Raw genomic sequence first — 18,235 nt, 5'->3', positions numbered from 1 at the left:
TCGTTCGATGATAAGATAGAACTAGTTTCATACTTAGTATGAACAAGCGAACTTAGAAATATAATAGCTGCTATTGATTTAGTCTGAACAGCCGGTGAAAATCGGCTGCATGAACCATATAGAGGCGAGTGAGAACAAGGGGAGAGACTACTCTTTGAAGTAGCGCCGAAGGAGCAAGCATTAGCGAATCTCTCAGGCAAACGGACTCTTGTTTGACGCAGCTCTGGAGAGTGTTCCGATGATGGAGCCACCAAAGGGGACAATCGCAGTTTGCTAACACTGCGATAAACTTTCAGGTACAAGGACAGAGAAGACAGATCAGTCTTCTTTGTCTTTTTCTGTTTTACAAAGACTGAAAGACAAATCTGGCAGCTAGATAACGAAACTTTAAATAAAAATAGAAGAGGAGAGATGTTCATGTCTACCTTGCAGCGAACACCATTATTTGAGCTGTACAAAGAGTACGGTGCGAAGGTAATCGATTTTGGAGGCTGGGAACTGCCTGTCCAGTTTTCTAGCATTAAAGAAGAGCATGAAGCTGTACGTACGAAAGCAGGATTGTTCGACGTTTCTCACATGGGTGAGGTCAGCGTGAAGGGTCCGGGTGCACTAGACTTCCTTCAATATGTCATGACGAACGACGTTTCGAAATTGAAGGATGGCGGAGCTCAATACACAGCGATGTGCTATGAAGATGGTGGCACGGTTGACGACCTTCTCGTCTATAAGCGTGCAGACGAAGATTATCTGCTCGTCGTGAACGCAGCCAATACAGAAAAAGATTATGATTGGCTCGTGAAAAATAAAAAAGGCGATGTCGAAATCAAGAACATTTCCGATGACGTTGCCCAGCTTGCACTTCAAGGACCAGTAGCTGAGCAAGTCCTTCAAAAACTGACGGATTACAACCTCAGTGAAATCGGATTCTTCAAATTTGCGGAAGACGTTGACCTGGATGGCACGAATGCGCTTGTCTCCCGAACTGGATACACAGGGGAAGATGGTTTTGAAATCTATTGCGACAGCCAAGATGCCCCAACGCTATGGAAGAAGATTTTAGAGACTGGAAAAGAAGACGGAGTGCAACCGATCGGCCTAGGTGCTCGGGACACACTACGCTTTGAAGCTCGCCTTGCTCTTTACGGTCAAGAGCTTACAGCTGAGATCTCTCCACTGGAAGCAGGTATCGGATTTGCGGTCAAAGTGAAAAAGGAAGCCGATTTCATCGGAAAAGAAGCCTTGACGAAGCAGAAAGAAGAAGGCCTCAAGCGAAAGCTCGTCGGCATTGAGATGATCGAAAAAGGCATTCCACGTACACACTACGAAGTTTTCAAAAATGATGAAAAAATCGGAGAAGTGACGACTGGAACGCAATCTCCTACACTAGGTAAAAACCTTGGACTAGCCATCATCAACACGGAGTATGCGGAACTTGGCACAGAAGTCGAAGTACAGGTCCGTAAACGCCGACTAAAAGCAGAAGTGGTTAAAACGCCTTTCTATAAACGTTAAATAACGAGGGGGAATGAATGGTGAAATTCCGTTACTTACCAATGACAGAGCAAGACGAAAAGGACATGTTAGCCGAAATCGGCATCGATTCCATTGATGAGCTGTTTGCTGATATCCCTGAAAACGTACGATTCAAAGGGGATTTGAATATCTCAGAAGCAATTCCTGAGCCGGATCTGATGAAGAAGATGACGAAGCTCGCGAACAAAAACGTCAACACGAAGGAGTACGCATCATTTTTAGGTGCAGGAGTGTATGATCACTACATTCCATCCATCGTCAATCACGTCATTTCGCGTTCAGAATTCTATACAGCTTATACACCTTACCAGCCTGAGATTTCACAAGGAGAGCTTCAAGCGATCTTTGAATTCCAGACGATGATCTGTGAATTGACAGGCATGGAAGTAGCGAACTCCTCTATGTATGATGGACAAACGGCGTTGGCGGAAGCGTCTTTCTTAAGTGCAGCCCAAACGCGCAAGAAGAAAGTCATCGTCTCCAAGAGCGTCCATCCAGAAGCATTGAGCGTGCTTCATACGTATGCAAAAGGTCCGAACCTTGAAGTCGTAGAAGTGGAAGCATCCAACGGTACGACGGATTTAGAAGCGTTGAAGGCAGAGGTAGATGGAGATACAGCTTGTGTGATCGTCCAATACCCGAACTTTTTCGGACAAATTGAACCGTTGAAAGAGATTGAAGAAATCGTCCACTCTGAAAAAGCGATGTTCGTCGTCTCCAGCAACCCGTTGTCACTTGGTGCACTTACGCCACCAGGCAAGTTCGGTGCTGACATCGTCATCGGCGACGCACAACCATTCGGAATCCCGGCTGCCTTCGGTGGACCGCACTGTGGTTATTTTGCAACGACGAAGAAATTGATGCGTAAAGTACCGGGGCGTCTTGTCGGTCAAACGACTGACGAAGAAGGACAACGCGGATTCGTTCTGACTTTGCAAGCGCGTGAACAGCATATCCGTCGTGATAAGGCGACATCCAACATCTGTTCCAACCAGGCATTGAACGCATTGGCTGCATCTGTTGCCATGACCGCTCTTGGTAAAAAAGGCATCAAAGAAATCGCGGTGCAGAACTTGCAAAAAGCACACTACGCGAAGAAGCAGTTAGAAGCAGCGGGATTGGACGTTCATTTTAACGGGAAGTTTTTCAACGAGCTGGTTGTGAAGGTTTCGAGGCCAGTGAAAGACGTCAATAAAGCCCTGCTTGAAAAAGGATTCATTGGCGGTTACGACCTCGGTCAATACTACCCGGATCTCGACCAGCACATGCTGATCGCGGTAACGGAACAACGCACGAAAGAAGAAATCGATACATTCGTTAAAGAATTGGGGGGAGTCCAATGAGTCACGAAAAAGACCAAGCGCTCATTTTTGAATTGTCAAAACCAGGACGTGCAGGATACAGCCTGTCCGAATTAGATGTCCCGGAAACTCCCATTGAAGAAATGCTCGATGCTGACTATATCCGTGAGGAAGAGCCGGAGCTACCAGAAGTTTCCGAGCTTCAAATCATGCGACACTACACAGCATTATCGAAGCGTAACCACGGAGTAGATTCCGGATTCTACCCATTAGGTTCTTGTACGATGAAATATAATCCGAAAATCAATGAGGATGTCGCACGGATCCCAGGATTCGCACACATCCATCCCTATCAGGACGAAGATACGGTCCAAGGTGCAATGGAAATGATGTACGATCTTCAAACGTCACTAGAAGAGATCACCGGTATGGACGAAGTGACGCTACAGCCTGCAGCAGGTGCTCATGGTGAGTGGACTGGTCTCATGATGATCCGTGCCTTCCATGAGAAAAACGGAGACCACAACCGTACGAAAGTCATCGTTCCTGACTCTGCACACGGAACGAACCCGGCTTCTGCAGTCGTGGCTGGATTTGAGTCTGTAACGGTAAAATCAGATGAAAATGGCCTAGTAGACTTGGAAGACTTGAAGCGTGTCGTTGGTGAAGATACGGCAGCGTTGATGTTGACCAACCCGAATACGCTCGGTCTTTTCGAAGAGCATATCCTTGATATGGCACGAATCGTGCACGAAGCTGGCGGAAAGCTTTACTATGACGGAGCGAACATGAACGCAATCATGGGGCGTACCCGTCCAGGAGACATGGGCTTTGACGTCGTTCACTTGAACTTGCATAAGACGTTCACAGGTCCTCACGGAGGCGGCGGTCCAGGATCAGGTCCAGTCGGTGTGAAAAAGGACTTGATGCCATTCTTGCCGAAGCCGATTTTGAAGAAGACGGAAGAAGGGTATGTGTTCGATTACAACTTGCCGGATTCTATCGGCCGTGTGAAGCCATTTTACGGTAACTTCGGAATCAACGTCCGTGCTTATACGTATATCATGACGATGGGCCGTCACGGTCTGAAAAAGGTCAGTGATTACGCGGTATTGAATGCGAACTATATGATGCGCAAGCTCGCGCCACACTTTGACCTTCCATTCTCTCAACATTGTAAGCACGAATTCGTCCTTTCCGGGAAGCGTCAGAAGAAGCTTGGTGTCCGTACGTTGGACATGGCGAAACGCCTGCTAGACTTCGGTTACCACCCGCCGACCATCTACTTCCCTCTAAACGTTGAGGAAGGATTGATGATCGAGCCGACGGAAACGGAATCAAAAGAAACGTTGGATGAGTTCATCGAGGCAATGATTCAGATCGCGAAAGAAGCGGAAGAATCCCCTGAAGTGGTACAGCAAGCACCACATACTACAGTCATCAAGCGAATGGACGAAACGACAGCAGCACGTAAACCGATCCTTCGCTACGAAAAACAATAAAGATGAAGATGAAAGGACGGATCCCGGGTTTAGTTTGGGGGTCCGTCCTTCTTTTTCGTTGTATTCAGGGCTGGTTCTGTCCTTCAAAACTCAGGAAACCAGAAATGAGGGACAGCAAAGGGTTCTTTCTATCCCTCATTTACTGAAAAAACGAAAATGGAGGATAGAAAGTGTCGCTTTCTATCCTCCAAATGACAAACAGACAAAAATGGAGGACAGCAAGAGGCTCTTTCTATCCCCCAAATTGCGATAAAACGAAAATGAAGGACAGAAAGCTGTCCAAATAAAAAGAGTGAGATCATTTCGATCTCACTCTATCAGCTTATTTTGCTTTTTTTACTTTACCGTTCCATTTTTTGAATCCGCCTTTGAGGTTGTAAAGGTCTTTAATGCCTTTTTTCCTTAAGACTGCCGCTGCCCTAACTGTACGCATTCCGCTTTCGCAGTATAGGTATACCGGTTGATCTTGACGGATTTCTTTATGACGCATACGGAGCTGAGATAGTGGGATGTTACGCGCTCCTAATATATGTCCGTTATCGTACTCTTTTGCTTCGCGGACATCAATGAGTTGCGCCTTTCGATAACCGCTACGGAATTCTTCTTCAGTCAAAGTCTTCAATTGTCTACGTTGATAAAGGCCAGCAATGATCATATATAGTAGCAGCCCTACTGGCAATACCCATAAAATCCAATCCATGCTATTTCCCCCTAGTTTCTTTCTATAGAATTCATAAAAATATACCATGTCCATTATATACAGGATTGACCGTATTCGCAAAACAAAGTTACGCCAAAAGAGCATTCATTGTACCCTTGTTCATAAATCTGTTAAACTATGAACGGTACATACAGACGATTGTTATAGAAAGAGGCGTTATGTTCGAATGAAAGAGCAATGGTATTTTATCGATTCTGGTGCATGTTCACCAGCTTATAATATGGCGTTGGATGAAGCGCTCTTAGAATGGCACAGTAAAGGCGAAATCAAGCCAGTCGTCCGATTTTATGAATGGAACCCTGCGACGCTGTCCGTCGGTTATTTTCAAAAGGTAGATAAAGAAATCAATATGGATGCAGTCAAGGAACACGGATATGGATTTGTCCGTCGACCGACCGGTGGAAGGGCAGTTTTACATGATCAGGAACTGACTTACAGTGTGATCGTGACAGAGGAACATCCGAAGATGCCGCAGTCCGTGACTGAAGCATACCGAGTCATTTCAGAAGGGATTCTCGAAGGATTCCGGAACCTTGGATTGGATGCCTATTTTGCGGTTCCACGAACTGAGGAGGAAAAGGCCGGCTTGAAAAATCCGCGTTCAGCAGTCTGTTTCGATGCTCCTTCCTGGTATGAGCTCGTTGTTGAGGGACGGAAGGTTGCCGGAAGTGCGCAAACGAGACAAAAGGGCGTCATTCTCCAGCACGGATCCATCTTACTAGATATAGATGAAGACAAACTGTTTGATTGTTTCAAATTTGCAAATGAGCGTGTTCGCGAGCTGATGCAAAAAGCGTTCAGCAAAAAAGCGGTTGCCATCAACGACCTCCGCCAAGAGAAAGTAACTATTGAAGAATCAAAAAAAGCATTCAAACAAGGATTTGCAGATGGGCTTGATGTGGAACTCGTCCCACTTGAACTGAACGATGAACAAAAACGATATATAGATGAGATCATTGAACGACGTTATGCAAATGACGAATGGACTTATCGACGATAATGTGGAAAAACTGCAGCTGAAACGAGCTGCAGTTTTATTTTTTTTCAGGCACAAAAGAAGGATATGAGTAAAACTTATGGCACATCTATAGCTCAAAAATCCTAAAAACCTGCAAACAGATAAATTTGTTATTCCAGATGAAATAGGGAGGGATTTGGACATTTTTCTCCACCATTCTACACATTTTACACCTTTCTGATTTTGACAAGATTATTCTTATTCGTTCTAAATTACACAATATATTGTACTATTTAAATATAATGTACACTATATATTGATATCGGGAGGTTGGATATGCTATTATTTGGGTACACATAAAGCATTAATGAAAAAACATAAAAACACTAAATAATGAGGAGGATCCTGGATGGCGATTGTAACAGGGGAGCAACGACATCATATCAACATTGACCGGTTGAATGAGGACATTGCTAAATTCGAACAGGTGCATCCGATCACATCGGACATGCACACTACACACAAAGGTGTATCTCGATTGGTCATGTTGGACCGGTATTCGTTCAAGGATACCGAGAAAAGGACGTTGAAGGTCGGGGATTTCGTCGTATTGACTGTAAAGGACGACCCGAAATTCCCAGCAAGAGGTGTCGGGTTCATCGTTTCATTGGACCGAGAACAAAAAATGGCGGAAGTGAAGGTAGAAGACGATTATCGAGGCGTATTAGACAAGCCTGAGGAGATCGAAACTGGAATTGTAAAAAGATCACTGGATACGATTGATAAGCCGCTTGAAATCTACTATGAGCAAATCGCAAAGCGAAATGCGACAGGTCTTTCAGCCGTTGAAGAAACCAAAGAAAAGAGACAAGAGTCATTCGAGAAGTTTTATCACGAGCTGGTGAACTTGAACTTCGTACCAGCTGGACGAGTTCTATACGGAGCAGGTGCTGCGACAGAAGTCACATACTTCAACTGTTACGTGATGCCGTTTGTAGCAGACTCGAGAGAAGGAATTTCGGATCACCGTAAACAAGTGATGGAGATCATGAGCCGTGGTGGCGGAGTCGGAACGAACGGTTCGACGCTCCGACCGAGAAACACACTGGCAAAAGGCGTGAATGGAAAATCATCCGGATCCGTTTCATGGCTGGATGATATTGCGAAGTTGACTCACCTTGTAGAACAAGGCGGGTCGCGCAGAGGTGCGCAGATGATTATGTTAGCGGATTAAATTTTCTAGTCCGCGTCATTCAGACAATGAATGACTAGAAAATTGGGTGAATTGCTGAAAAATCCTTAGAGACGATCAAGCTACAACGTGACTGGGAACGGTGAGCGTGAATGCTAAAAATTGATCGGATTGGGTAATCAGCAGCCAAGCACCTATGAAGGTGAAGGTTCAACGACTATCGAAACCTAAGCGCAGTCTTAGGAAGTAGAGTAGGAGATCATTCGATCTTCGAAGCGCCCAACCCCTAACAGGTAGAGCTGAGGGTGATGATATAGTCTAGACCGTCTGCGAAAGCAGAGTTAAAGTATCCTGAAAAGGACGGTATAAGCGTGGCATCCTGACATTATCGAATTCATTATTTCTAAAATGCAAAACCCAAGAATTTTACGATACTTGGTTGAGAATACAAAGGACGAGCGAATCAAGCAACTTGCCCTTGATAAATTGAAATTTACACCACTGACAGAGACGGAACAGTTGATGTACCAAGGGATCGTGAATTACAAGAGCATCCCTGGTCAAGGTGGTTTTACTGATAAAGCCATTAAAGAAGCAGAAGAAAAGCTTCGCACAGGTGGAACATACAGCGTTCATAATTCAGAGTTCCTAACTGGAGCGAACATCTCGGTATGTGTGACAAAAGAGTTTATGGAAGCTGTAGAAAACGACGCAGAATATGAATTGCGTTTCCCGGATGTGGAGAATTACACATTTGAAGAAATGCTCGAATACAACAATAAGTGGCACGAATACGGAGATGTTCGTGAATGGGAAGCACTAGGATACGGTATCCGCGTTTACAAGCGAATCAAAGCGCGTGAACTATGGAACCTCATTAATATCTGTGCAACCTATTCAGCAGAACCAGGTATTTTCTTTATCGACAATGCAAACGAAATGACAAATGCGAAGGCATATGGACAGAAGGTCGTTGCGACGAACCCGTGTGGTAGAGTAGCTTAATTTGCCTCACGTAAAAAATTGCGGAATTAAGCGGGAACCCTGAGATGGGAATCCGAACCGAAGGCTAATTTTAAAAAGATTAGCCAGGGGCAGAGCATAGATCGTGAAACTGCTTGTAGCAGAATATAACCGATCCACGAGGCCGCAACATTAATGTTTATCATTAATGAAAAGATATGCCGAGCTGCACCGAACGATCAAGGTGTAGAACTTTCGGATAAAAAGCCGAAAGGATAACAAACTGGAACAACCTCTCGCACCATATTCCGTCTGTAACTTGGCGGCTGTCAATTTAGCAAATGTCGCTGATAAAGAGACGAAGAAGGTCGATTTTGAGAAACTGAGACAAACGGTTCGTACGGGTGTCCGTATGCAGGATAACGTTATTGATGCAACTCCTTATTTCTTGGAGAATAACCGGGAACAAGCTCTTGGTGAGCGCCGTGTTGGGCTTGGAGTGATGGGCTTACATGATTTGCTCATCTACTGTGAGACGAAATACGGATCTGAGGAAGGGAACAAGCTCGTCGATGAGATTTTTGAAACGATGGCAACGACTGCTTATCGTGAGTCAATCGAATTGGCGAAAGAAAAAGGTAGCTTCCCATTCTTAGTTGGCAAAACAGATGAAGAAACAAGAGAATTACGAGAAGCTTTCATCAGTACAGGCTATATGAAGAAAATGCCTGATGACATCCGACAAGGTGTCCTCGAGCATGGTATTCGTAACTCGCACCTGTTGACTGTAGCTCCTACGGGTAAATAAATTGCCCCCTCTACTTGTAAAAGTATAGGTAAACTTGGCTATATGCGGGAAACTCTGAGTATCCTTTTGTACCCGTGCTTTGCCAGCACATATTATTGGGTAAAAATTAAAAGGTGCAGACAATCCGCAGGGAAGTCGTGGCTGACCCCTCAACGACTACATGCCGAGCACCAGTTTTAAACTGGTTGATGATATAGTCTGACCCATTTGGCGACAAATGGAGAGGGTACTGATAATCCCTCCACCTGCAAAAGCAGGGAGTAACAAAAGTGAGTACAGGAACTATGGTCGGTGTAAGTACAGGACTTGAACCTTACTTCTCATTCTCATACTTCCGTAGCGGACGTTTAGGTAAGTTCATCGAAGTGAAGGCAGATATCGTGAACGAATACTTGTCGCGCAATGAGAATGCAGATGGAGATAACTTACCTGAGTGGTTCGTATCAGCTATGGAACTCAAACCTGAAGCTCATGCGGATACGCAATGTGTGATTCAGAACTGGATCGACAGTTCAATAAGTAAGACTGTTAATGCACCGAAAGGCTATACAGTTGAGCAGGTTCAAGCGGTTTATGAGCGACTATATAACGGTGGAGCAAAAGGTGGAACAGTCTATGTAGACGGAAGCCGTGACTCCCAAGTTTTAACGCTAAAAGCTGAGGAAAACACTTTCGATGAAGAAGAAACACTAACTGAACAAGAACCAAAGAAAGTCGTGCTCGTTGACACGATTGCAGCCCTTCGTTCTACTGACGTAACGATCGGTAACGAAGTAGGAAACACTTGTCCAGTCTGCCGAAAAGGTAAAGTAAAAGAAATCGGTGGATGTAACACATGTACAAACTGTAATGCGCAGTTGAAGTGCGGAATCTAATTACTACATGAGACTATGCCGAATGCATAGTCTCATTTTTTAACAACTAAAAAGAACATACGTTCTTTTCGTGGAGGTGTTGTAAACTGTGGAAAAGAATTGTTTAGAATGCAATAAGATATTGAGTGTAAAACCTAGTCAATTTAATAGGAAAAAATATTGCTCTAGGGAGTGTCAACATAGTTATCAAAAGAAAAATCCATTGGAACATTGGAAAAGACTCACAAAGAAAGTGAAAATCAAATGTAGTTATTGTAAAAAAGAAATCTATGTAAAACGCTGTATAGTTTCTAAAAGAAATTTTTGTGACAAAGAATGTATGTACAACTACAGGAGAAAGAATAAACAGAATCAACATCTAAGGGAAAGAGTTATGATTAACTGTGAGATATGTAATACACCATTTGAGGTGGTTGTCTCGAGAAAAACAACTGCAAAATATTGTTCAAGAAAGTGCTTAGGTAAAGCTAATGGTAAAAGAGGAAAAGTTGAATATAAGAAGAGAGTTATAGTTAAATGTACTGGTTGTAACAAGGATTTTGACAAAAAACCATCTGTAGTTAAAAATTTCAACTTTTGTTCTGTTAATTGTATGTCAGATTATTATTCCAATTCAGGCTTATTCTCCGGTGTTAATAGTGGAACATGGCAAGGTGGGGATATTGATTATTATGGGCCAAATTGGAGAAAACAGAGAAGGATAGCTAGGAAACGTGACAATTTCACCTGTCAGGATTGTGGAATAACTGAGTTGGAATACGGTAAGGAACTTTCTGTTCATCATATTATTCCTTTTCGTAACTTTGAAGGGGACTGGAAAAAGGCAAATGAACTTTCAAATCTGATTAGCTTGTGTGAATTCCCGTGTCATAGAAAACGACATAGTGGTGCTTATAATGTTAAAGAGCAATTTGATTTCTATGTTTTATCTAGAAGATAGCAATTGTCTAAATTTACCTAAAAGATATTTAAACACCTCGCTCATACTAAACACGAGGTGAAATGCTTATGAAACCATTCGTGCCGCAATTGGTCTATGTCGAACCAAAAGCGTTAGAAAAATATCCTCTTGCACAGGAATTGAAACAAAAATTTGAAGATATGGGATTAGAAATCAGAGAAACGACATCTCACAACCAGGTCCGGGACTTACCCGGAAACAACGAGCTTCAGAAGTATCGGAATGCGAAATCCACACTCGTGATCGGTATCAGGAAAACGCTCAAATTCGATACATCCAAGCCATCCGCCGAATATGCGATTCCACTCGCAACAGGTTGTATGGGGCACTGTCACTATTGTTATCTCCAAACAACGCTCGGCAGCAAACCTTACATCCGGACGTACGTCAACCTAGACGAAATCTTCGGCCAAGCCCAAAAATATATGGACGAAAGAGCGCCTGAAATCACGAGGTTCGAAGCTTCGTGTACATCGGACATCGTCGGAATCGACCATCTGACACACTCTCTGAAACGAACGATCGAATTCATCGGTCAAACGGAGCTCGGACGTCTACGATTCACAACGAAATATCATCACGTTGATCATCTGCTGGATGCGAAGCACAATGGAAATACACGTTTCCGATTCAGTGTGAACAGCAAATGGGTCATCAAAAACCTGGAGATGGCGACCTCCTCACTAGAACAACGCTTAGGTGCTGCCAAAAAAGTTGTGGAAGCAGGCTATCCTTTAGGTTTTGTCGTTGCGCCATTATACTTACACGATGATTGGAAAGAAGGATACAAGGAACTTTTTGATATCATCAATGAAATGATTCCGACCGACTATTTCAAGAACATCACTTTCGAATTGATTCAACATCGTTTCACGAAACCAGCGAAAAAAGTCATCGAAAAACGTTACCCGAAAAGTAAGTTGCAGATGGATGAAGAGAATCGAAAATATAAGTGGGGTCGTTACGGAATCGGGAAGTATGTGTACCAGAAGGATGAAGCACAGGAACTCCGCGAAACGATAGAGGGATACATTCACAGTTACTTCCCGGAGGCATCGATCGAGTACTTTACATGACTTTATCTGCTCTTGTCACGTAAAGTTTATTATTGTATCCTTTTAATATGTTTTGATTTTCAAAACAGGTACAGGATCTGCGGTATTGGAGGGGAAGAACATGCCAACTCCAAGTATGGAGGATTATATTGAACGTATTTACCAGCTCATAAGCGAAAAAGGATACGCAAGAGTTTCAGATATTGCAGAAGCACTGGAAGTTCATCCGTCATCGGTTACGAAAATGGTACAGAAATTAGACAAAGGGAAGTATGTGGTCTACGAAAAATATCGTGGATTTGTACTGACTCCGAATGGGAAAAAACTCGGGAAGCGTCTCGTTTATCGACATGAACTATTGGAAGAGTTCTTGAAGGTCATCGGTGTAGATAGTGAAAACATCTACGATGATGTTGAAGGGATCGAACATCACCTTAGCTGGAATGCGATTGATCGGATCGGAGACCTCGTCCAATATTTTGACGAAGACACGAAACGAATCGATGGTTTGAGAGAAGTACAACGTAAAAATGAAGAAGAACAAGAGCAATCATGACATTCGTTATGGTTGTTTTTTTATTGCGTGGATTTGTCTGATTCTGAATCCACACCTCTCTTCGTAAATATATAAAAGGAGAGGGGTGAGACGATGGATGTAGATGGCGTGTTTTCGGGCGGTGGAGTTAGAGCGATCGCTTTCATTGGTGCGTTGAAGGTCGCAGAAGAAAAGAACATCCACTTCAAAAGAACAGCTGGGACGAGTGCTGGAGCGATCATTGCCGCCTTTGTTGCCGCTGGTTATACATCGGATGAAATCAAGTCGTTGCTGCATGAGATTGACCTTCGTGAATTCCTCGACCCAAGAGCGATCTCAGTGGCTTTTCCTTTTATGAAATGGCTGACACTCTATTGGAAGTTAGGATTATATAAAGGCAAGAAATTGGAACAATGGATGGAGGAAAAGTTAGCGGATAAAGGGATCAAAACGTTTGCAGACCTTGAAGAAGGCTCTCTTCGGATCATTGCATCGGACATTACGAATGGTCGGTTGATTGTCTTGCCGGATGATCTGGAGCGATACGGGATACTTCCTGAAAAGTTCAAAATCGCAAAAGCCGTTCGGATGAGCGCGAGCATTCCGTATTTCTTCGATCCGATCAAATTGTATGACGCGACAGGAAAGAAAAATGTGTTCGTGGATGGTGGAGTGCTGAGCAACTTTCCGATTTGGCTGTTTCAGGACGACAAGAAGCCACAGCAACGTCCCGTGATCGGTTTCCAGCTGCAGCCCTCCCAGTTCGAGGAGAAGCCGAACAATATCACCAACGCGATCACCCTTTTTCACGGATTGTTCGATACGATGATGGACGCCCATGATGCGAGGCACATATCTGAAGCGCATAGTGCAGACATCGTGTTCATACCTGTGCAGCAAATTTCAATGATCAATTTTTCTCTCTCGAACGATGTGATCGACCAACTGACGGACTACGGAAAGGAAAGCACGGAGAAGTTTTTACGGACTTGGCGTCATTATCCTACTAACAAAAAAACCACAAAAATCACACTAAAAAAATCGAGCACCTTATAGAGCTCGATTTTTCTTCTTTCCTTTTTTGCCTTCAATGACTTTGAAGTTGTGGTCGTTCCTTCTTTTCTTCGCTTTTGCTTTTGTATAGGAGGGTTTTGCCTTTTGCTTTGGGCTCGGTTTGACTTTTCTGGAAAGAACATTACCAGCATTGTTGTTCTGATATTTCTTAGCAGAGTAGCGAGCCGCTTGCTTGTATTGACCATTATCTGGCCCCATTCTTTTTGCCATGAAACGTTTATACAAGAAGTAGAATAGTCCAGCGACTGCTGCAATGATCAGTACCATTTTAAGAAGGCCCATAGGATCCGTAATCACTTTCATCACAAAACCGAATGCAGCTAGACCGATTAACAACATGATGATCCAGTTGGATACACGTGAAAACAACAAGACTCACCTCCTTTAAGGATTAAACCACTTTCGCGCTTGTTTTTGCCGCTTCTTTTTCATACTCCCCATCTCTGCGAAGCATTTCATTGAAAGAGGCGATGGCAACTTCGACTTGGTCGTCTTTCGGTTCTTTCGTAGTTAGAAGTTGCAGCCATAAGCCAGGATATCCAAGATAACGTAATACAGGGATGTTTCTTAATTTATTTGTAGCCTGTAAGACTTCGTATGAAACCCCGAGTACGAGAGGAATCAATGCCAAGCGTGAAACGAGACGAAGCCATAAGGGCTCGGATGGTACAAGCAAGTAAATGAATACACCGATAATCACTGTGAAAAGTATGAAACTACTTCCGCAACGGTAATGGAGCCTTGATTGGGCCTGCACATTTTCAACCGTCAACGGCAACTTGTTTTCATAAGCATTGATGACTTTATGCTCAGCGCCGTGATACTGGAATACGCGTTTGATCAACGGTGTCATCGATATGAAATAAAGATATGATAGCAATAAGACTAGTTTTAAGAAGCCTTCGATCATATTCTGTCCAACATGTCCTGAAAATATAGGGATTGGACGGAATGCTTCTGCTGCCAGAGCAGGCAATAAGGTAAAGAGAAACTTTCCGAATAAGAATGATAAAACGCCAATCGCAGCGGTTCCTAATATCAATGAAAGCTTAGAAGGCTTATTTTCCTCTAACATTTTTTCATCATCTTCAGGAGCGACGTCATATCTCTCTGTGGAGAAGTTCAAGTGTTTTACACCGTTTCCGCTTGCCTCGATAATAGCGACGAAACCTCGGATCAACGGGATTTTTTTGAGGAATCCAAGGATTGGACGATGTTTCTTCTTCACTTCGAAGTAGTCTAATGTATCGTCTTTCCTACGGATTGCTGTTACGTATGTGTGTTTCCCAGCGAACATGACACCTTCCATGACAGCCTGGCCGCCATACGCTGGAGTTTTCTGCTTAGACATTCATCCACCAACCTATCTATACGTTTCCAATCTACCCTTATTCTATCATGATAGTATAGCTGGTCGCTATATGTGTGGACTTCTTGTCAATTAAATTTACGATTTGGGCTTGCATTATATTTTCCCTAATTCCGGTCATTTAACACGTCGTACTGGCAATTATTTGTCGATTTTAAAAATAGAATTCCAATCAACGGATATACTAAACTTCGGAGGTGTTTCGTTGATGGAAACAGAGCGAAAACAAGATGAGCGGTTGGAACAGAACAAGGATGAGCGACAGTTTTCCTTTACAGGCAGAGTACTGACCATCGGTTTTGTCGGGGGTGTATTCTGGAGTCTGATCGGTTATGCCGTTTACATGTTGAATTTCACGAAAATACGACCTGCATTGGTATTGTCCCCCTGGGTGGTAGGGGATTGGAAGGATAAAGCGTTAGGTGACTGGATCGGAATTATCCTCATCGGTCTGTTATCCATGCTGGTCGCAATCATTTATAAAGTCGTGTTAGCCAAATTCAAGCACATGATGACAGGTGTCCTATACGGTATAGCGCTTTGGCTAATCGTGTTCTATTTGTTACGGCCGATGTTTCCAGGGTTGAAGCCGATCCAAGAGTTAGGCACGAACACGCTGGTGACGACATTATGTTTATATGTGCTGTACGGATTGTTCATCGGTTTCTCCATCTCATTTGAGTATGATGAATTGCAGAAAGCCCGTGAGTCTCGCCGGAGCGAGAACCAATAAACTATTCAAACAGAATGACCTATGATAGAATGTTCAATGGAACATTCTGTTTTTTTAACATTGAAAAAAGTCCCGTTTGTAAAGGGTTTCTAGGAACTTGAGGGAGAGTCGTACATAATGAGAATTCTGGTGATCAACGGTCCCAACTTGAACAGGTTAGGCAAACGTGAACCAACGATTTATGGAAAAGAGACCCTAGAGCAGATCATGGAGACTTTGGAAGAGAAAGCCAAAGGACTTGGATGCGAAATTGTACACAAACAATCCAATCACGAAGGAGATCTCATCGATTGGATCCATCAGGCAGAGACTGATTTCGACGGCGTCATCTTGAACGCTGGCGCATTCACACATTACAGTTATGCGATCCGAGATGCCATTACGAGCATTTCGTTACCAGCCATCGAGGTGCACCTATCCAATATATATGCTCGAGAATCCTTTAGACATACCTCTGTTCTTTCAGAAGTCGTCATCGGTCAGATATCCGGATTTGGAAAAGTCGGATATGAGCTCGCATTAAGAGGACTCTTACATTATTTGAAGGGGGAAGAAAGATGAATCGAATTGAACGTTTAAGAGCTTTATTCAGTGAAAAAGGGATTGACGGAATGCTGATTACGAGTGCTAGTAATCGTCGCTATATGACGACATTCACAGGCTCATCTGGTGTTGTCTTGATTTCGGAAAAAGAAGCGAAATTCATCACGGACTTCCGTTATATCGATCAAGCGAATGAACAAGCAGCAGGTTATGAAATCGTCAAGCACACAGGTATGATGACAGATGAAGTGGCGAACCAGGCGAAGGAAATGGGAATCAAGAAGCTTGGTTTCGAACAGGATTATCTTACATATGCAGGGCATCAGTCTTATGCAGAGAAAGTGGAAGCGGATCTCGTTCCGATTTCTGGAGCGATTGAAAAACTCCGTCTCGTCAAAGACGCGGATGAACTGAAAATCTTGAAAGAGGCAGCTGAGCTTGCAGACCGTACATTCGAACATATTCTCAACTACATCAAGCCGGGCATGCGTGAAATTGATGTTTCAAATGAGCTGGAGTTCTTCATGCGTAAAAATGGTGCGACCTCTTCTTCATTCGATATCATTGTCGCTTCAGGCATCCGTTCTTCATTACCACATGGTGTGGCATCTGAAAAAGTCATTGAAAAAGGTGACATGATCACATTGGACTTCGGTGCGCTCTATAAAGGGTATTGCTCCGATATCACGCGTACGATTGCAGTAGGCGAGCCAAGTGAGAAAATGAAAGAAATCCATCAAATCGTCCTGGACGCACAGTTGAAAGGCTTAGAAGGATTGAAGCCGGGCATGACTGGTAAGGAAGCGGACGCATTAACGAGAGATTATATCAAAGAACACGGATTCGGAGACAACTTTGGCCATTCCACAGGTCATGGAATCGGGTTGGACGTCCACGAAGGCCCAGGACTATCGATGAAATTGGACACAGTCCTTGAGCCAGGTATGGTTGTCACGGTTGAACCTGGCATTTATGTATCGGGTCTTGGCGGAGTCCGAATCGAAGACGACGTCGTCATTACCGAAACAGGCTGCGAAAAGCTGTCGACATCTTCCAAAGAATTGTTTATCATAGGCGAGTAAAGAACAGGAGGAAACCTAATGATTTCAGTGAACGATTTTAAAACAGGATTGACGATCGAAGTAGACGGAGGCATCTGGACAGTGCTGGATTTCCAACACGTTAAACCAGGAAAAGGTGCAGCATTCGTCCGTTCCAAGCTTCGTAACCTCCGTACTGGAGCGATTCAAGAAAAAACATTCCGTGGCGGGGAAAAAGTAGCGAAAGCACACATCGACAATCGTCGTATGCAATACCTTTACTCTTCTGGAGAGGCGCATACTTTCATGGATACAGAGTCCTATGAGCAGCTTGAGCTTCAAACCGCTCAAATTCAAGAAGAGCTGAAGTATCTTCTGGAAAACATGAGTGTCCAAGTTCAAATGTACCAGGGTGAAATCATCGGGGTTGAACTTCCGAACACAGTTGAACTGGAAGTGACTGAAACAGAACCAGGTATCAAAGGTGATACGGCTTCTGGTGGTACGAAGCCTGCGACTGTTCAGACTGGATTGACGGTTCAAGTACCATTCTTCGTCAACGAAGGAGACGTACTGATCATCGATACACGTTCTGGAGAGTACGTATCAAGAGCATAATAGCGTAAATTGAAGCTGCCCAAACAGAGTTTGGGCAGTTTTTTTGTGTCGTAACTCCCCCTCATCTCACCGTAACCCCACCCACCCCAAATATTCCATTCTTTTTCTTGAATCGTTCACATAGGTTGTACAAAAAAGAAAGTGGAGCGATTTATGAAGCATCTTCTCGATTTGTTTGATTCCACCGTATTGAATATGGCAGGTCTCCGGTTGCTGTCCGCTTCGTTTGAACTCACAGCAGTCGTTTTAATGTTGTATTTCAACTCGATACAAAAAGCGATCATCATCAATGGTTCGTTAGCTTTGGTCGGCCCGATCATCTTCATTTTTACAATGTCGCTTGGATTGGTCGGAATAGCTGGAGATATTTCATTCAGTAAGCTAGCTCTGATTGGACTAGGCGTATGCTTGGTCGTAATCGGTGTTCTTAAATAACGCTTGAACAGGTCATAAA

At 43.7% G+C, this 18,235-nt stretch carries 16 protein-coding genes, 4 pseudogenes and 1 riboswitch; of the genes and pseudogenes, 17 read left to right on the top strand and 3 right to left on the bottom strand.

The genetic code is table 11. The features are described 5' to 3' along the window. Positions 1-128 precede the first annotated feature (128 nt). Positions 129-218, top strand: a riboswitch (glycine riboswitch). Between the two features lie 199 nt (positions 219-417). Genes gcvT through gcvPB form a run of 3 tightly spaced genes read left to right on the top strand, consistent with a single transcriptional unit; the run spans position 418 to position 4,336 of the window. Continuing rightward, positions 418-1,512, top strand: a complete 1,095-nt coding sequence (gene gcvT, locus ACSVDE_RS09480; RefSeq protein WP_439300675.1) for a glycine cleavage system aminomethyltransferase GcvT — start codon at positions 418-420, stop codon at positions 1,510-1,512. A 20-nt stretch (positions 1,513-1,532) separates the two neighbouring features. After that, complete coding sequence (gene gcvPA / locus ACSVDE_RS09475) at positions 1,533-2,876, top strand: aminomethyl-transferring glycine dehydrogenase subunit GcvPA (RefSeq protein WP_439301969.1); 1,344 nt, start codon at positions 1,533-1,535, stop codon at positions 2,874-2,876. Further along, the gene (gene gcvPB / locus ACSVDE_RS09470) at positions 2,873-4,336 is read left to right on the top strand and encodes an aminomethyl-transferring glycine dehydrogenase subunit GcvPB (protein WP_439300674.1); all 1,464 of its coding nucleotides are present in this window, start codon (positions 2,873-2,875) and stop codon (positions 4,334-4,336) included. The genes gcvPA and gcvPB overlap by 4 nt, the downstream gene beginning before the upstream one ends. Before the next feature lie 322 nt (positions 4,337-4,658). On the opposite strand, the gene ACSVDE_RS09465 is transcribed toward gcvPB, so the two are convergent. Further along, a complete protein-coding gene (locus ACSVDE_RS09465) occupies positions 4,659-4,991 on the bottom strand; it encodes a rhodanese-like domain-containing protein (RefSeq protein WP_439301968.1) in 333 nt (110 codons plus the stop codon). Between the two features lie 232 nt (positions 4,992-5,223). Here ACSVDE_RS09465 and ACSVDE_RS09460 point away from each other — a divergent pair, with 232 nt between their 5' ends. The 9 genes and pseudogenes from ACSVDE_RS09460 (at position 5,224) to ACSVDE_RS09420 (ending at position 13,460) form a co-directional block, all read left to right on the top strand. Continuing rightward, on the top strand, positions 5,224-6,057 hold the full coding sequence (locus ACSVDE_RS09460) for a lipoate--protein ligase family protein (RefSeq protein WP_439300673.1): 834 nt from the start codon (positions 5,224-5,226) through the stop codon (positions 6,055-6,057). A gap of 367 nt (positions 6,058-6,424) precedes the next feature. Continuing rightward, positions 6,425-7,246: pseudogene (locus ACSVDE_RS09455) on the top strand (ribonucleotide reductase N-terminal alpha domain-containing protein); the annotation flags it as partial. A gap of 333 nt (positions 7,247-7,579) precedes the next feature. After that, a pseudogene (locus ACSVDE_RS09450) lies at positions 7,580-8,197 on the top strand (vitamin B12-dependent ribonucleotide reductase); the annotation flags it as partial. Positions 8,198-8,456: 259 nt separating this feature from the next. Then, positions 8,457-8,972: pseudogene (locus tag ACSVDE_RS09445) on the top strand (vitamin B12-dependent ribonucleotide reductase); the annotation flags it as partial. 278 nt (positions 8,973-9,250) lie between these two features. Continuing rightward, positions 9,251-9,853, top strand: a pseudogene (locus ACSVDE_RS09440) (vitamin B12-dependent ribonucleotide reductase); the annotation flags it as partial. Between the two features lie 88 nt (positions 9,854-9,941). Then, complete coding sequence (locus tag ACSVDE_RS09435; RefSeq protein ID WP_439300672.1) at positions 9,942-10,793, top strand: HNH endonuclease; 852 nt, start codon at positions 9,942-9,944, stop codon at positions 10,791-10,793. 62 nt (positions 10,794-10,855) lie between these two features. Next, positions 10,856-11,890 (top strand): spore photoproduct lyase, encoded by a 1,035-nt coding sequence (gene splB / locus ACSVDE_RS09430; RefSeq protein WP_439300671.1) that lies wholly within the window; start codon positions 10,856-10,858, stop codon positions 11,888-11,890. A 100-nt stretch (positions 11,891-11,990) separates the two neighbouring features. Next, positions 11,991-12,425 carry a transcriptional regulator MntR gene (gene mntR / locus ACSVDE_RS09425; protein WP_439300670.1) on the top strand — a complete coding sequence of 145 codons (435 nt, stop codon included), beginning with the start codon at positions 11,991-11,993 and terminating at the stop codon, positions 12,423-12,425. Positions 12,426-12,518: 93 nt separating this feature from the next. Next, positions 12,519-13,460 carry a patatin-like phospholipase family protein gene (locus ACSVDE_RS09420; RefSeq protein ID WP_439300669.1) on the top strand — a complete coding sequence of 314 codons (942 nt, stop codon included), beginning with the start codon at positions 12,519-12,521 and terminating at the stop codon, positions 13,458-13,460. Here the strand turns inward: ACSVDE_RS09420 and ACSVDE_RS09415 are convergent. Both ACSVDE_RS09415 and ACSVDE_RS09410 read right to left on the bottom strand, forming a co-directional pair. Continuing rightward, positions 13,455-13,850, bottom strand: a complete 396-nt coding sequence (locus ACSVDE_RS09415; protein ID WP_439300668.1) for an SA1362 family protein — start codon at positions 13,848-13,850, stop codon at positions 13,455-13,457. The genes ACSVDE_RS09420 and ACSVDE_RS09415 overlap by 6 nt on opposite strands. Before the next feature lie 19 nt (positions 13,851-13,869). Further along, positions 13,870-14,829: a DUF1385 domain-containing protein gene (locus ACSVDE_RS09410; protein WP_439300667.1), complete on the bottom strand. Its 960-nt coding sequence runs from the start codon at positions 14,827-14,829 to the stop codon at positions 13,870-13,872. Between the two features lie 226 nt (positions 14,830-15,055). Here ACSVDE_RS09410 and ACSVDE_RS09405 point away from each other — a divergent pair, with 226 nt between their 5' ends. From ACSVDE_RS09405 to ACSVDE_RS09385, 5 genes are all read left to right on the top strand, one after another. Next, complete coding sequence (locus ACSVDE_RS09405) at positions 15,056-15,580, top strand: YqhR family membrane protein (protein ID WP_439300666.1); 525 nt, start codon at positions 15,056-15,058, stop codon at positions 15,578-15,580. A 117-nt stretch (positions 15,581-15,697) separates the two neighbouring features. Continuing rightward, on the top strand, positions 15,698-16,141 hold the full coding sequence (aroQ, locus tag ACSVDE_RS09400; protein WP_439300665.1) for a type II 3-dehydroquinate dehydratase: 444 nt from the start codon (positions 15,698-15,700) through the stop codon (positions 16,139-16,141). Then, positions 16,138-17,205: a M24 family metallopeptidase gene (locus tag ACSVDE_RS09395; RefSeq protein WP_439300664.1), complete on the top strand. Its 1,068-nt coding sequence runs from the start codon at positions 16,138-16,140 to the stop codon at positions 17,203-17,205. The genes aroQ and ACSVDE_RS09395 overlap by 4 nt, the downstream gene beginning before the upstream one ends. An 18-nt stretch (positions 17,206-17,223) precedes the next feature. Beyond that, complete coding sequence (gene efp, locus ACSVDE_RS09390) at positions 17,224-17,781, top strand: elongation factor P (protein ID WP_439300663.1); 558 nt, start codon at positions 17,224-17,226, stop codon at positions 17,779-17,781. Between the two features lie 153 nt (positions 17,782-17,934). Next, positions 17,935-18,216 carry a YqhV family protein gene (locus tag ACSVDE_RS09385; RefSeq protein ID WP_439300662.1) on the top strand — a complete coding sequence of 94 codons (282 nt, stop codon included), beginning with the start codon at positions 17,935-17,937 and terminating at the stop codon, positions 18,214-18,216. Positions 18,217-18,235: the final 19 nt, after the last annotated feature.

This window comes from Pseudalkalibacillus sp. Hm43, assembly GCF_051842935.1.
Lineage (GTDB): Bacteria > Bacillota > Bacilli > Bacillales > Fictibacillaceae > Pseudalkalibacillus.
The sequence above is the reverse complement of the archived record's forward strand: the minus strand, read 5'-3'. Positions and strand labels throughout refer to the sequence as shown.